Raw genomic sequence first — 14,339 nt, forward strand, 5'->3', positions numbered from 1 at the left:
GGCAATCGTTCGGTGAGAAGCGGCTTAACCGGCCGGGCTGCCGAGCTCTCAATCCAACCCGTGCAAGTCCCGCAGCTCACCCTTGCGCGAGGAGAAGTAGGCGGCCAGGTTGGCGATGTCCTGATCGCTCAGGTCCTTGGCCTGCGGCGTCATCAGCGCGTGCTGGCGGTCGCCGGCGCGGTAGGCCTGCAGGGCGTGGGCCAGGTAGTCGGCGTACTGGCCGGCCAGATGCGGGTAGGTGGCCGCGATCGGCTTGTCGCCTTCGGCGCCATGGCAGTCGATGCAGCTCTGGCCGGTGGCCTTGCCCTTTTCCTGAGACTTCTTCTCGCCGGCGGCGATGTTGCCCGGCGGCAGGCCGGCCGAGGAGGCGCTGCCGTGCTCGCCGCTGGCATGGCCAGGATCGGCCGCGGCGGTGTCGGTGGACTCGAGCTTGGTGCAGGCGCCCAGCGCCAGGGCGGCGGCCAGGGCGAAGGTCAGACGCGTAGCGAAGGCGGTGCGCATGGTCGGCTTACTTCAGGCTGGACAGGTAGGCGGCCAGGTCTGCGATGTCCTGGTCGGAGAAGCTCTGGGCCTGGGCCTGCATCGTCGGATGCTTGCGCTTGCCCGCCTTGTACTCGGTCAGGGCCTGGGCCAGGTACTCGGCCGACTGCCCGCCGATGCGCGGCACGTGGTAGTTGGGGTAGGCGTTCTTGTAGCCGATGACGCCGTGGCAGCCCTGGCAGGTATAGGACAGCTGCTTGCCGGCGGCGGCGTTGCCGCGCGGGGCGGCGACGGCGGCGGGTGCGGGAGTCGGGGCAGCGGCCGGGGCCGGGGCGTCCTGGCGGGCCTGGCCCGTGCCGGACACGCCGGCGTACAGCAGGGCAAAACAGGCGGCGAGCAACAACGATCGCGTCATGTCGTGTTCCGGGATTCGCGCGCGCCCCGTCCCATCCGCGGCGCTTGGCTTGTGGCGAGTATAGCCTGCCGTTCAGCGTCTCCGGCAAGCGCGCGACAGCGGAAAAAATGCCGCAGCGCAACAACTTACGCGCGATCCGCGCAGTGCCGTGCTGTCGGCGCGCGTGCGGTGGGATGGGCGATCAAGGACACAGGTCACCATGACCTTCGGCGCATGGCGAGTTGTTGTTTTGGTGGTGTAGTTGCCTACAACACCAACAGCGACGCATTGCCATGTCCAAGTCCGCCCATGCCCGTTCCGCCACCGTCCTGGGGGCCGCCGCCCTCGCGCTGGCGCTGATCACCGCCTTGCCCGGCTGCGGCAGCGCGCAGGGCGCCGACCCCAAGGCCGACGACGCCAAGGCCGACAAGAGCAAGGACAAGGACAAGGAAAAAGCGGCCGACGCGGTGCCGGTGGAAGCGGTCAAGGCCACCCATCGCGCCGTGGCCGCCAGCTACGCCGGCACCACCACGCTGGAGCCGCGCGCCGAGTCGCAGGTCATCGCCAAGACCTCCGGCGTGGCCCTGGCGGTGCTGGTGGAGGAGGGTCAGGAGGTCCGGGCGGGCCAGCCGCTGGTGCGTCTGGACGCCGACCGCGCGCGGCTGTCGGTGGCGCAGACCGAGGCGCAGATGCGCAAGCTGGAGAACAACTACCAGCGCGCCCTGAAGCTGGTCGACCAGCAGATGATCAGCGCCAACGACGTCGACCAGCTGCGCTACGACCTGGAGAACATGCGCGCGCAGAACCGCCTGGCGCGGCTGGAGCTGTCCTACACCACGGTGGTGGCGCCGATCTCCGGCGTGGTCGCCTCGCGCTCGATCAAGCCGGGCAACTTCGTGCAGATCAACACGCCGATCATCCGCCTGGTGGATCGCTCGCGGCTGGAGGCCACGCTCAACGTGCCCGAGCGCGAACTGGCCACACTGCGCGCCGGCCAGCCGGTGACCCTGCAGGCCGATGCGTTGCCGGGCAAGGCGTTCACCGGCAAGGTCGATCGCGTCGCGCCGGTGGTGGACGCCGGCAGCGGCACCTTCCGCGTGGTGTGCGCGTTCGAAGGCGGCACCCAGCTGCAGGCCGGCATGTTCGGCCGGCTGCGGATCGAATACGACCACCGTGCCGACGCGCTGGTGATCCCGCGCGCGGCGCTGCTGGACGATGGCGATCCGGCGGTCTATCTGGTGCGTGCCGGCAAGGCGGTGCGCACCGCGGTCGAGCCTGGCTATGTCGATGGCGCCTGGGTCGAGATCCGCAAGGGGCTCAAGGTGGGCGATGCGGTGGTGACCGCCGGCAAGGTCGCCCTGCGCGACGGCAGCGCGGTCACGGTGATCGAGGCGCCGCCGGCGCCGGCGACGCAGGTCGCGCTGGCCGGCAAGCGCTGAGGACGTCGCGATGCACACGGGGAATGGGGAGCACGCGCACGGCGAGACCGGCGCCGGTGGCGGCCTGGTCGCCCTGGCGGTGCGGCGCCGGGTGACGGTGGCGATGGTGACGGTGACGCTGCTGCTGTTCGGCTTCATCGCGCTGCGCAGCCTGAAGGTCAACCTGCTGCCGGACCTGAGCTATCCGACGCTGACCGTGCGCACCGAGTACGCCGGCGCGGCGCCGGCCGAGATCGAGACGCTGCTGTCCGAGCCGGTCGAGGAATCGGTGGGCGTGGTCAAGAACCTGCGCCGGCTGACCTCGGTCTCGCGCACCGGGCAGAGCGATGTGGTGCTGCAGTTCGCCTGGGGCACCAACATGGACCAGGCCGGGCTGGAGGTGCGCGACAAGCTGGAGGCGCTGCAGCTGCCGCTGGAGGCCAGCGCGCCGGTGCTGCTGCGTTTCGATCCGTCCACCGAGCCGATCATGCGCCTGGCGCTGTCGGCCAAAGTGCCGGCCGATGACGCGCTGGCCGCGCAGCGGCAGCTGGTGGCGCTGCGTCGCTTCGCCGACGAGGACCTGAAGAAGAAGCTGGAGCCGGTCAGCGGCGTGGCCGCGGTCAAGGTCGGCGGCGGCCTGGAGGACGAGGTGCAGGTCGACATCGACCAGCAGAAGCTCGCCCAGCTGCACATGCCGCTGTCCACCGTGATCGAGCGGCTCAAGGCCGAGAACGTCAACCTGTCCGGCGGTCGCCTGGAGCAGGGCACGCAGCGCTATCTGGTGCGCACGGTCAACCAGTTCGGCAACGTGGAGGAGATCGGCGACCTGCTGCTGACCACGCGCAGCGGCGGTGACAACGCCGCGGCCAACGCGGCCGCGCAGATGGCCGCCATCGCCGCCTCCAGCGGCTCGGCCGAAGTGCTCGCCGCCGCTGCCTCGGTGCAGAGCGCTTCCTCTTCCAGCAGCACCGCCGTCGCCGCCGGCATGCCGGTGCGGCTGCGCGATGTGGCCACGGTGCGCCAGGGCTACAAGGAACGCGAGGCGGTGATCCGCCTGGCCGGGCGCGAGGCGGTGGAGCTGGCCATCTACAAGGAGGGCGACGCCAACACCGTGGCCACCGCCAAGGCGCTGTCGCAGCGGCTGGAGCGCCTGCGTGCGCAGCTGCCGGCCGATGTCTCCCTGGACACGCTGGACGACCAGTCGCGCTTCATCGAACACGCCATCGGCGAGGTCAAGCGCGACGCGGTGATCGGCGGCCTGCTGGCGATCCTGGTGATCTTCCTGTTCCTGCGCGATGGCTGGAGCACCTTCGTGATCGGCCTGTCGCTGCCGGTATCGATCGTGGCCACGTTCTTCTTCATGGACCGGCTGGGGCTGAGCCTCAACGTGATGTCGCTGGGTGGCCTGGCGCTGGCCACCGGCCTGGTGGTGGACGACTCGATCGTGGTGCTGGAGAGCATCGCCAAGGCGCGCGAGCGGGGCTTGGGGATCGTGCAGGCGGCGATCGCCGGCACGCGCGAGGTGAGCATGGCGGTGGTCGCCTCGACGCTGACCACGATCGCGGTGTTCCTGCCGCTGGTGTTCGTCGACGGCATCGCCGGCCAGCTGTTCCGCGACCAGGCGCTGACCGTGGCGATCGCGATCGCGATCTCGCTGGTGGTGGCGATGACGCTGATCCCGATGCTGAGCTCGCTGCGCGGGCGCGCACCGCTGGGCTTCGCCACCGAGGCACCGCATCCGCGCTGGCAGCCGGAGGCGCGCTGGCAGAAGCCGTTCGCCCTGGGCGGGCGCGGCATCGGCGCGGCGGTGCGCGGCGCGGTGTTCGGGCTGGCTTGGTTGCTGGTCAGGCTGTGGCGGGGCGCGGTGTTTCTGATCGCACCGCTGATGCGCCGGCTTAGCACGGTGGCGATGAAGCCCTACGGCTGGCTGGAGCGCGGCTACCTGCGCCTGCTGCCGGCCGCGCTGGCCCGCCCGTGGCGCGTGCTGGGCCTGGCCGCGCTGGCGCTGGTCGGCACCGCGGCGCTGGTGCCGACCCTGGGCACCGACCTGATCCCGCAGCTGGCGCAAGACCGCTTCGAGATGACGGTCAAGCTGCCGCCGGGCACGCCGCTGCGCGACACCGACGCGGTGCTGCGCACGCTGCAGGAACAGCACGTCAAGGATGCCGGCGTGGCCGCCATCTTCGGCGTCAGCGGTAGCGGCACGCGGCTGGACGCCAACCCGACCGAGAGCGGCGAGAACATCGGCAAGCTGACCGTGGTCATGGCCGATGGCGGCAATCCGCAGATCGAGGCGCGCGAGACCGAGGCGCTGCGTGCGTCGATGCAGGCCTGGCCCGGCGCGCAGGTCGATTTCGCGCGGCCGGCGCTGTTCAGCCTGTCCACGCCGTTGGAAGTGGAGCTGCGCGGCCAGGATCTGGCCACGCTGAAGGTCGCCGGTCAGCGCCTGGCCCAGCTGCTGCGCGGCAATGCGCACTACACCGATGTGCGTTCGACGGTGGAGCAGGGCTTCCCCGAGATCCAGATCCGCTTCGACCAGGAGCGCGCCGGCGCACTGGGCCTGACCACGCGCCAGGTCGCCGATGCGGTGGTGCAGAAGGTGCGCGGCGAGGTGGCCACGCGCTACAGCTTCCGCGATCGCAAGATCGACGTGCTGGTACGCGCCCAGGCGTCTGACCGCGCCTCGGTCGAGGACGTGCGCCGGCTGATCGTCAATCCCTCCAGCAGCCGGCCGGTCACCCTGGACGCGGTGGCCGACGTCATCGCCACCACCGGCCCCAGCGAGATCCATCGCGCCGACCAGGGCCGCGTGGCGATCGTCTCGGCCGGCCTCAAGGACATCGACCTGGGCGGTGCGGTGCGCGAGGTGCAGGCGCTGGCCGCCGCGCATCCGCTGGGCGCCGGCGTGTCGATGCATATCGGCGGGCAGGGCGAGGAGCTGGGCGATTCGGTGCGCTCGCTGCTGTTCGCCTTCGGGCTGGCGGTGTTCCTGGTGTATCTGGTGATGGCCTCGCAGTTCGAGTCGCTGCTGCATCCCTTCGTCATCCTGTTCACCATCCCGCTGGCGCTGGTCGGCGCGGTGCTGGCGCTGAAGCTGAGCGGCTCGCCGGTGTCGGTGGTGGTGTTCATCGGCCTGATCCTGCTGGTCGGCCTGGTGACCAAGAACGCGATCATCCTGATCGACTCGGTCAACCAGCTGCGCGCGGCCGGCATGGCCAAGCGGCGGGCGCTGGTGGAAGGCGCGCGCTCGCGCCTGCGGCCGATCGTGATGACCACCCTGTGCACGCTGCTGGGCTTCCTGCCGCTGGCGCTGGCTTCCGGCGAGGGCGCCGAGGTGCGCGCGCCGATGGCCATCACCGTGATCGGCGGCCTGCTGGTGTCCACGCTGCTGACGCTGCTGGTGATCCCGGTGGTCTACGACCTGCTGGACCGGCGCGGCGCGGTGCGCACGGTGGACGAGCCGGGCGCGGAAGCGGCGGCCGTGGCGTCCTGAGCTCGTCTCGCCATCGCCGATCGCTGCCGCGCCTGATCCCCCATCCCCATCCTTGGAGTCACAGCATGTCCAGAGCTTCCCGAGCGCCGCGCCACTGGTCCCGTTTCAGCACGCTTCCGCTGTTGGCCGGGCTGATGATCCTCAGCGGTGCGGGATGGGCACAGCTGCCTGCGGGCAAGGGCGATCCCTGTCCTTCGCTGGCCTCTGCCGCCCGCAACCAGCTGCTGGTCCATGTGCCCTTCGAAACGGTGGACGGGCGCATCTATGTCCGCGCCAAGGTCAACGGCCGCTCGGGCTATCGCTTCGCCGTCGACACCGGCGCCAGCGGCCTGGCGCGGGCCGATGCGCGCCTGACGGAAAGCCTGCATCTGCTCGCCGCGGGCCAGTCCGGGAATTCGGACGGCGTGCAGACCGCGGTGGCGCAGACGGTTCGTATCGACACGCTCGAGCTGGACGGCCTGCGCCGCGAACACATCGAGGCGATCACGCGCGACTATCGCGCTAAACTAAAGGACGAAGCCGCCTTCGACGGCATCCTCGCGCGCGAGTTCTTCGCCGACGGCCTGCTGATCATCGACTACCCGGCGCGGATGCTGTCCTTCAGCCGCACCTTATCGCTGCCCGGCGATCGGGCGGACGTGCTGCCCTACACCCGGCCCTTCCGCGTCCCCGTGCGGATCGGCGAGCGCCAGCTGGAGGGCAATCTGGATACCGGCGCCAACGTGGCGCTGGTGCTGCCCAAGGCGCTCTACGATCAGATCGAGGCCGGTCCCCTGGCCGAGGCCGGTTCGGGCCAGCTGAGCCACACCGCGATCGAACTCGGCAAGGCGACCGTGCACGGGCCGGTCCAGGTCGGTGGACTGGTCCTGCGCGATCTCGACGCCCGGGTGTCCGATCGCTATCCGGAGCTGCTGGTCGGCGCACTGGCCCTGAAGGACAGCGTGCTGATGATCGACCAGCGCACGATGCGCGTGGCGGTGTGCACGCCATGATGCCGCGCGCTCGCCTGTCTCCAGGCCTGCCTGGACGCCCCGGTCCCGCGCGGGGACCCCACGCCTGTGCCCGAGGTGAAGGATGAGCATCGCTGCGCTGAGCATCCGCCGGCCTGTGACCACGGTGATGTGCTTCGTCTCGCTGCTGGTGATCGGCGCGATCGCGGCGGTGCGGCTGCCGCTGGAGGCCTTCCCGGACATCTCCGCGCCGTTCCTGTTCGTGCAGCTGCCGTATCCGGGCTCCACGCCGGAAGAGGTCGAACGCAACATCCTGCGCCCGGCCGAGGAGGCGCTGGCGATCATGCCGGGCATCAAGCGTCTGCGCGGCACCGCCACCGCCGATGCGGCCAGCATCTTCATCGAGTTCAGCGACTGGGACCGCGACATCGCCATCGCCGCCTCCGACGCGCGCGTGCGCCTGGACGCGATCCGCGGCGACCTGCCGGACGATCTGAAGCGCTATTCGGTGTTCAAGTGGTCCAGCAGCGACCAGCCGATCCTGCGCGTGCGCCTGGCCGGCGACCGCGACATGACCGCCTCGTACGACATGATCGAACGCGAGTTCAAGCGTCGGCTGGAGCGCATCCCCGGCGTGGCGCGCGTGGAGATCTCCGGCGCGGCGCCCAACGAGGTGGAGGTGGCGATCGCGCCGGACCGCCTGAGCGCGCACGGCCTCAACCTCAACGACCTGACCACGCGCCTGCAGGCGGCGAACTTCTCGATCTCCGCCGGCCAGATCGACGACCACGGCCAGCGCCTGCGCGTGCAGCCGATGGGCGAGGTCGCCGACCTGCAGCAGCTGCGCGAGCTGGTGATCGCCGACAGCGGCCTGCGCCTGGGCGACATCGCCAGCGTGCAGCTCAAGCCCTCGCGCATGGACTACGGCCGCCGCCTGGACGGCAAGCCGGCCGTGGGCATGGACATCTACAAGGAGCGCAGCGCCAACCTGGTGCAGGTCTCGCGCGACGCGCTGGCCGAGGTGGAGGCGATCCGCGCCCAGCCCGAGCTGTCCGACGTGCAGATCAAGGTGATGGAGAACCAGGGCGAGAACGTCACCTCCTCGCTGCTGGAACTGGCCGAGGCCGGCGCGATCGGCCTGCTGCTGTCCATCGCCGTGCTGTTCTTCTTCCTGCGCCACTGGCCGTCCACGCTGATGGTGACCCTGGCCATCCCGATCTGCTTCGTGATGACCCTGGGCTTCATGTACTTCGCCGGGGTCACGCTCAACATCCTGACGATGATGGGCCTGCTGCTGGCGGTCGGCATGCTGGTCGACAACGCCGTGGTGGTGGTGGAGAGCATCTTCCAGGAGCGCGAGAAGATGCCGGGCGAACCGGTCAAGGCCGCCTTGCTCGGGACCAGGCATGTGGCCATCGCGCTGTCGGCCGGCACGCTGTGCCACTGCATCGTGTTCGTGCCCAACCTGTTCGGTGAGACCAACCAGATCAGCATCTTCATGGCGCAGATCGCGGTGACCATCTCGGTCTCGCTGCTGGCTTCCTGGCTGGTGGCGATCAGTCTGATCCCCATGCTGTCGGCGCGGATGAAGACTCCGCCGCTGCTGCGCTCCGAGCGCGGCCTGATCCCGTGGCTGCAGCGCCGCTATGCGCGCCTGCTGCGCTGGACGCTGGAGCACCGCGGCTGGAGCGTGCTGGGCATCGTGCTGATCGTGGCCGCCAGCCTGGTGCCGATGAAGCTGACCGAGATGGACATGTTCGGCGGCGGGCAGGCCGGCGAGACCTCGGTGCTGTACCAGTTCCGCGGCTCCTACACGCGCGATCAGATGTCGGCCGAAGTCGCGCGCGCCGAGCAGTACCTGGAAAGTCAGCGCAAGGCCTTGGGCATTACCCAGATCTATTCGTGGTTCAGCGAGAGCGAAGGCGCCTCGAGCTCGGTCAAGTTCGACACTACCGATCCGGACGAGACCAAGCGCCGCGTCGAGCTGCTGCGCAAGGGCATGCCCAAGTCGGCGCGCGCCGAGATCGTAATGGGCAGCGGCAATGGCAACGGCGGGAGCAACAAGAACGGCGTGCAGGTGCAGCTGACCGGCGACTCGACCGCCGTGCTGCAGGAGATCGCCCGCGATGTGCTGCCGGCGCTGGCCAGCCGCCCCGAGCTGCGCGATGTGCGCATCGACGCGGGCGACCAGAGCAGCGAGCTGAAGGTGCACGTGGATCGCGAACGCGCCGCCGCATTCGGCTTCTCGGCCCAGGACGTGGCGAGCTTCGTCAACATCGCCCTGCGCGGCGGCAAGCTGCGCGAGCTGCGCCGCGGCGACACCGAGGTGCCGGTGACCCTGCGCTTCGCCGGCGCCGAGCAGTCGACCATCGCCGACCTGGAGGGCTTCATGGTGCGCGCCAAGGACGGGCGCAGCGTACCGCTGATGTCGATGGTCAGCATCGACATGGCGCCGTCGGCCTCGCAGATCTCGCGCAGCAACCGCCAGACCACGCTGGCCATCACCGCCAACCTGGCCGAGCAGGTCACCGCGCCCAAAGGCCGCGAGGCGATGGAGGCGGTGCTCAAGTCGATGGCCTTCCCGGCCGGCTACCACTACACCTTCGACGGCGGCGATTACCAGGACGACGGCGAGGCCATGCAGCAGATGCTGTTCAACATGGTCATCGCGCTGCTGATGATCTACCTGGTGATGGCCGCGGTGTTCGAGTCGCTGCTGTTCCCGGCGGCGATCATGTCCGGCGTGGTGTTCTCGATCTTCGGCGTGTTCTGGCTGTTCTGGCTCACCGGCACCGCCTTCGGCGTGATGTCCTTCATCGGCATCCTGGTGCTGATGGGCGTGGTGGTGAACAACGGCATCGTGATGATCGAGCACATCAACACGCTGCGCCGCGGCGGCCTGAGCCGCACCGACGCGCTGGTGGAAGGCAGCCGCGAGCGCCTGCGCCCGATCATGATGACCATGGGCACGGCGATCCTGGCGATGGTGCCCATCGCCATGGGCGGCACGCAGATGGGCGGCGACGGACCGCCGTATTTCCCGATGGCCCGCGCCATCGCCGGCGGCCTGGCGTTCTCGACCGTGGTCAGCCTGCTGTTCCTGCCCACGATCTACGCGATCCTGGACGACCTGCGCGCCGGCATGGGCCGGCTGGTGCGCCGCGCCCGCGGCGTGCCGCAGGCGGCGGCGGTCGGCACGGCCTGAGCGCCGTGCCGGTCGGCGTCCGTCGCCGGGCCGCGCCTCAGCCCAGCAGCTTGCGCGCCACCAGCACGCCGGTGATCCAGAAGCCGGCCATGCTGCCCAGGTTGGTCAGCATGAAGGTCAGCACCACGCGGCAGACGCGGTTGCGGTACCAGCCCTTGAGCGTCTGCGCATCGTCGCGCAGCGCCAGGAAGTCGCCGTAGGCCGGCTTGCGCAGGTGCACCTCGACCAGTGCGCTGAAGGCGCCGGCCGGCAGGCCGGGGCGGAACGGCTTGAGCGGCGCGGCGACGATCGCCGCCAGGATGCTCAGCGGATGGCCGGCCGCGGCCAGGCAGCCCAGCCCGGCCAGGCCGCCGGTCAGCAGCAGCCACTGCACCAGCAGCGTGCTGCCGACCTTCAGCCCGCCGCTGTAGAAGCCCCAGACGATGCCGCCCAGCACCAGCACGCTCAGCAGCATCATGATCCAGGGCAGCTTGCGCTTGGGCTGGACGAATTCCAGTTCGCTGCGCACCACGACCGGGTCGGCCTGGTCCTCGGCCAGATGCCTGGCCAGGCCCTGCAGATGGCCGGCGCCGACCACGGCCAGCACTTCGCGCGCGCCGCCGGCCTGCTCGCGCAGGCTGGCGGCCATGTAGCGGTCGCGCTCGGCGATCACCGCCTCGTACAGGGCCGGACTCTCCTTGGCGAACTCGCCGAAGCTGGCCTCGAGCATGTCGCCCTGCTTGAGCTGTTCGATCTCCGCTTCGCCCACCTCGTCGGAGGCGAACAGGCCGCCGAGCAGGCCGGCGCCCAGCTTGAGCTTGCCGAACAGGCCCAGCTTGGCCGAGGCGCGCTTGAAGGTCAGGCCGACCTCGCGATCGATCAGGTGCACGGCCAGCCCGCGCGCGCGCGCCACGTCCACCGCGCGCTTGAGCTCGGCGCCGGGCTCGATGCCCAACTGCTCGGCCAGGCGCCGCTGATAGGCGGCCAGCGCCAGGTTGGCGGCGAACAGCGCCACGCGGCCCTTGCGGATCACCTGCACCAGGTCCAGCTTGGCCAGCGCGTCCGGATCGCTCAAGGCCTGCAGGCGCTGGGCGTCCAGTTCGACCGCCACCGCGTCGTAGGCGCCGCTGTCGATGGCCTGCTGCACGGCCTCCACGCTGGCCTTGGACACGTGCGCGGTGCCCAGCAGCGTGTAGCGCACGCCATCGCGTTGCACCACGCGCTGCGGCTGTTCGGCCGTCTCCTCGTGCGCGGGCGTGGCGGGCAGGGCGGTGGAATCGGAATCGGTCATGGATTACTCGTCGAAAGGAGCGCCAGCAGCGCCTTCACCCAGCGCGCGCTGCATCTGAAGCAGGTCGAGCCAGCGGCCGTGCTTGCGGCCGATGCCCTGGAAGACGCCCACGGTGCGGAAGCCGGCGCGCTCGTGCAAGCGCACCGAGGCGGCGTTGGCCGAGTCGCCGATCACCGCGATCATCTGGCGGAAGCCGCGCGCGGTGCAGTCCTCGATCAGCGCCTGCAGCAACGCGCTGCCGATGCGCCGGCCGTGCAAGGCCGCATCCACGTAGACCGTGTTCTCCACGGTGAAGCGGTAGGCACTGCGGGCGCGGTAGCTGCCGGCGTAGGCGTAGCCGGCGACGCGACCGTCGCACTCGGCCACCAGATACGGATAGCCCTGATCCAGCAGCGCCTGCATGCGGCGCCGCATCTCGTCGACGTCCGGCGGGTCGTATTCGTAGGTGGCCACGCCGCCGTCGACCTGCGCGGCGTAGATCGCCGTGATCGCCGGCATGTCCTCGACGCGCACGGGTCGGATGCGCGGCAGCGCGGCGTTCATGCGGACGGCGCGCGCTGGGCCATCAATCGATGTAACGGCGGGTTAGATCGCCGTAGGCGTCGATGCGGCGATCGCGCAGGAACGGCCAGATGCGGCGCACGTGCTCGCTGCGCTGCAGGTCGACCTCGACGCTGAGGATCTCCGCCTCGCCGCCGGCTTCGGCCAGGAACTCGCCCTGCGGCCCCAGCACATGGCTGTTGCCCCAGAAGTCGATCCCCGAGGCGCCCAGCGGCGAGGCCTCGTGGCCGACGCGGTTGCAGCTGAGCACCGGCAGGCCGTTGGCCACGGCGTGGCCGCGGTGGCTCAGCACCCAGGCATCGCGCTGGCGGGTCTTCTCGTCCTGCGCATCGTCCGGATCCCAGCCGATGGCGGTGGGGTAGAGCAGCAGGTCGGCGCCGGCCAGCGCCATCAGCCGCGCGCCTTCCGGATACCACTGGTCCCAGCACACCAGCACGCCGAGGCGGCCGACCGAGGTGTCGATCGGCTTGAAACCCAGATCGCCCGGGGTGAAGTAGAACTTTTCGTAGAAGCCCGGGTCGTCCGGGATATGCATCTTGCGGTACTTGCCCGCCGTGCTGCCGTCGGCGTCGAACACCACCGCGGTGTTGTGGTACAGCCCGGCGGCGCGCCGTTCGAACAGCGAGCTCACCAGCACCACCTTGTGCTGTTTGGCCAGCTCGGCCAAGCGCGCGGTGCTCGGGCCCGGGATCGGCTCGGCCAGGTCGAACTCGTGCACCGACTCGTGCTGGCAGAAATAGGCGCCGTTATGCAGCTCCTGCAGCAGCACCAGTTTGGCGCCGCGCTTGGCGGCCTCGGCCACGCGCTGCTCGATCACCGTCAGATTGGCATCGGCGTCGCCGTGGTTCTTTTCCTGGATCAGGGCAACGGGCAGGGTGCGACGGGTCATGGCAGCAGTGCGACAGCAGGGGAGAAGGAATGGTAACGCGGATGTGTGGGACGCCCTGCGTCCGCGCAAGGCCGCTCACGCTGCCGGGCGCGATGCCGCACGGCGCAGATTCACGCGGCCAGCAGGCCTTCGGGCAGCTGCATGGTCACGCAGTGCAGGCTGCCGTTCTGCCAGATCAGCGGACGGCAGGGGATCTGCACGATCTCCCGGCCGGGATAGGCCTTGGCCAGCACCTCGGCGGCCGGGCCATCGGCCGGATCGCCGTAGGCAGGCATCAGCACCGCGCCGTTGAGGATCAGGTAATTGGCGTAGCTGGCGGCCAGGCGACGGCCCTCGTCCAGGATCGGCTGCGCCCACGGCAGCGGATACAGCGTGTACGGCGCGCCATCGGGCGTGCGCAGCGCGGCCAGTTCTTCGCCCATGGCGGTCAGCTCGGCGTGGTGCGCGTCGCCGGCGTCGTCGCAGGCCTGGTAGACGATGGCATCGCCCGGTGCGAAGCGGGCCAGGGTATCGATGTGGGCGTCGGTGTCGTCGCCTTCCAGATAGCCATGGTCCAGCCACAGCACGCGCTCTTGCTGCAGCGAGGTCTTCAGCGTGTCGGTGATCTGCCCGCGCGTGGCATCGGGATGGCGCTCGTGCAGGCAGCGCCAGGTGGTCAGCAGGGTGCCGGCGCCATCGGTCTCGATGCCGCCGCCCTCCAGCGCGAAGTCCACGCGCTGCACGTAGGCATCGCGGAACACGCCGGCCCCGGCCAGCGTGCCGACCAGCAGGTCGTCCAGCGAGGCCTCGTACTTGCCGCCCCAGCCGGTGAAGCGGAAGTCCATCAGCTTGAAGCCCTCGCTGCTGCGCAGGCTGATCGGGCCGGAATCCCGCAGCCAGGTGTCGTCGTATGGCGCCTCGACGAAGCGCACGCGGTCCATGTCCACACGCGCCGAGCGCAGGCGCGCCTCGGCGTAGACCTGCAGGTCCGCGTCGGCCACGCAGATCACCACCGGCTCGAAGCGGGTGATGCCCGCCACCAGGGCGATATAGGTCTCCTCGACCGATTCCAGGCGCGCGGCCCAGTCGGTGCCGGCATGCGGCCACGCGATGAGGATCGCGGATTGGGGTTCCCACTCCGCGGGGAAACGGACATTGGTCATCGGGTTTTCCATCAGCTGCGCCGGGATCGCACACCGGCAGGTCTTGCTTGATTATGCGGTGCTCGCGTCGGTGCGATGACCGCGAGCCGGCCTGCGCATCGCAGGCCGCGCGTGAACCGGCTTCAGCGGATCGGCGGCTTGGGGCCGATCTCGCTGGGGCTGGCCTTGTTGGTCACCACGTCGATCACCTTGTTCTTCTCGAAGTACACGGTGAAGTTGGGGTAGACCCAGCGGTTGATCGTCGGCCACTGGCGCTTCTGCCCGCCGCGCGGGTCCAGGCGCTGCTGCGGCGCGCCGAACCTGGCTTCCACCTGGCCGGTGGTCAGCCCGCGCACGGGCAGGTTGGAGGCCGGATCGCGCGCCCGGTCGACCAGCAGGGTCTCCGCGCCGGACGGGCCGGCCAGCGCAGCCAGGGCAATCAGGGACAGCAGGCGCATGCGAGGCTTCATCACGAGGTTCCCCTAGGTAAGGTCGTCTTTATAGCAGAGCGACCGCAACAAAAAACCGCCCGGCGAAGGGCGGTTTCCGGTGCACCGT

General features: G+C 70.0%; 10 protein-coding genes and 1 pseudogene. 4 read left to right on the forward strand and 7 right to left on the reverse strand.

The genetic code is table 11. The annotated features are described in order from the left end of the window. Nucleotides 1-48 precede the first annotated feature (48 nt). The gene (locus WFQ05_RS01840; protein ID WP_130518693.1) at nucleotides 49-501 is read right to left on the reverse strand and encodes a cytochrome c; all 453 of its coding nucleotides are present in this window, start codon (nucleotides 499-501) and stop codon (nucleotides 49-51) included. 7 nt (nucleotides 502-508) lie between these two features. Next, nucleotides 509-895: a cytochrome c gene (locus WFQ05_RS01845; RefSeq protein ID WP_130531287.1), complete on the reverse strand. Its 387-nt coding sequence runs from the start codon at nucleotides 893-895 to the stop codon at nucleotides 509-511. Between the two features lie 272 nt (nucleotides 896-1,167). On the opposite strand from WFQ05_RS01845, the gene WFQ05_RS01850 reads away from it, so the two are divergent. The 4 genes and pseudogenes from WFQ05_RS01850 (at nucleotide 1,168) to WFQ05_RS01865 (ending at nucleotide 9,940) form a co-directional block, all read left to right on the forward strand. Beyond that, nucleotides 1,168-2,313 (forward strand): efflux RND transporter periplasmic adaptor subunit, encoded by a 1,146-nt coding sequence (locus tag WFQ05_RS01850; RefSeq protein ID WP_337052383.1) that lies wholly within the window; start codon nucleotides 1,168-1,170, stop codon nucleotides 2,311-2,313. Between the two features lie 10 nt (nucleotides 2,314-2,323). Further along, a pseudogene (locus WFQ05_RS01855) lies at nucleotides 2,324-5,728 on the forward strand (efflux RND transporter permease subunit); the annotation flags it as partial. A gap of 122 nt (nucleotides 5,729-5,850) precedes the next feature. Continuing rightward, nucleotides 5,851-6,777: an aspartyl protease family protein gene (locus WFQ05_RS01860; protein WP_337052384.1), complete on the forward strand. Its 927-nt coding sequence runs from the start codon at nucleotides 5,851-5,853 to the stop codon at nucleotides 6,775-6,777. Between the two features lie 82 nt (nucleotides 6,778-6,859). Next, the gene (locus tag WFQ05_RS01865) at nucleotides 6,860-9,940 is read left to right on the forward strand and encodes an efflux RND transporter permease subunit (protein WP_337052385.1); all 3,081 of its coding nucleotides are present in this window, start codon (nucleotides 6,860-6,862) and stop codon (nucleotides 9,938-9,940) included. A 37-nt stretch (nucleotides 9,941-9,977) separates the two neighbouring features. Here the strand turns inward: WFQ05_RS01865 and WFQ05_RS01870 are convergent, their stop codons facing one another. From WFQ05_RS01870 to WFQ05_RS01890, 5 genes are all read right to left on the reverse strand, one after another. Further along, the gene (locus WFQ05_RS01870; protein WP_337052386.1) at nucleotides 9,978-11,210 is read right to left on the reverse strand and encodes a TraB/GumN family protein; all 1,233 of its coding nucleotides are present in this window, start codon (nucleotides 11,208-11,210) and stop codon (nucleotides 9,978-9,980) included. A gap of 3 nt (nucleotides 11,211-11,213) precedes the next feature. Beyond that, nucleotides 11,214-11,753 (reverse strand): N-acetyltransferase family protein, encoded by a 540-nt coding sequence (locus WFQ05_RS01875; protein WP_337052387.1) that lies wholly within the window; start codon nucleotides 11,751-11,753, stop codon nucleotides 11,214-11,216. 22 nt (nucleotides 11,754-11,775) lie between these two features. After that, entirely contained in the window at nucleotides 11,776-12,660 is an 885-nt protein-coding gene (locus tag WFQ05_RS01880; RefSeq protein WP_130531300.1) for a carbon-nitrogen hydrolase, read from the reverse strand. Between the two features lie 110 nt (nucleotides 12,661-12,770). Then, the gene (locus WFQ05_RS01885; RefSeq protein WP_337052388.1) at nucleotides 12,771-13,802 is read right to left on the reverse strand and encodes an agmatine deiminase family protein; all 1,032 of its coding nucleotides are present in this window, start codon (nucleotides 13,800-13,802) and stop codon (nucleotides 12,771-12,773) included. Nucleotides 13,803-13,924: 122 nt separating this feature from the next. After that, nucleotides 13,925-14,251 (reverse strand): hypothetical protein, encoded by a 327-nt coding sequence (locus WFQ05_RS01890; RefSeq protein WP_130531304.1) that lies wholly within the window; start codon nucleotides 14,249-14,251, stop codon nucleotides 13,925-13,927. Between the last annotated feature and the right edge of the window lie 88 nt (nucleotides 14,252-14,339).

Source organism: Pseudoxanthomonas sp. USHLN014, assembly GCF_037153335.1.
GTDB lineage: Bacteria > Pseudomonadota > Gammaproteobacteria > Xanthomonadales > Xanthomonadaceae > Pseudoxanthomonas_A > Pseudoxanthomonas_A winnipegensis.

Bases quoted from the DNA above. Each gene is read 5' to 3' on its own strand.
- WFQ05_RS01840 (WP_130518693.1), bottom strand. From the start codon at position 501: ATGCGCACCGCCTTCGCTACGCGTCTGACCTTCGCCCTGGCCGCCGCC.
- WFQ05_RS01860 (WP_337052384.1), top strand. From the start codon at position 5,851: ATGTCCAGAGCTTCCCGAGCGCCGCGCCACTGGTCCCGTTTCAGCACG.
- WFQ05_RS01845 (WP_130531287.1), bottom strand. From the start codon at position 895: ATGACGCGATCGTTGTTGCTCGCCGCCTGTTTTGCCCTGCTGTACGCC.
- WFQ05_RS01880 (WP_130531300.1), bottom strand. From the start codon at position 12,660: ATGACCCGTCGCACCCTGCCCGTTGCCCTGATCCAGGAAAAGAACCAC.
- WFQ05_RS01875 (WP_337052387.1), bottom strand. From the start codon at position 11,753: ATGAACGCCGCGCTGCCGCGCATCCGACCCGTGCGCGTCGAGGACATG.
- WFQ05_RS01850 (WP_337052383.1), top strand. From the start codon at position 1,168: ATGTCCAAGTCCGCCCATGCCCGTTCCGCCACCGTCCTGGGGGCCGCC.
- WFQ05_RS01890 (WP_130531304.1), bottom strand. From the start codon at position 14,251: ATGAAGCCTCGCATGCGCCTGCTGTCCCTGATTGCCCTGGCTGCGCTG.
- WFQ05_RS01865 (WP_337052385.1), top strand. From the start codon at position 6,860: ATGAGCATCGCTGCGCTGAGCATCCGCCGGCCTGTGACCACGGTGATG.
- WFQ05_RS01885 (WP_337052388.1), bottom strand. From the start codon at position 13,802: ATGACCAATGTCCGTTTCCCCGCGGAGTGGGAACCCCAATCCGCGATC.
- WFQ05_RS01870 (WP_337052386.1), bottom strand. From the start codon at position 11,210: ATGACCGATTCCGATTCCACCGCCCTGCCCGCCACGCCCGCGCACGAG.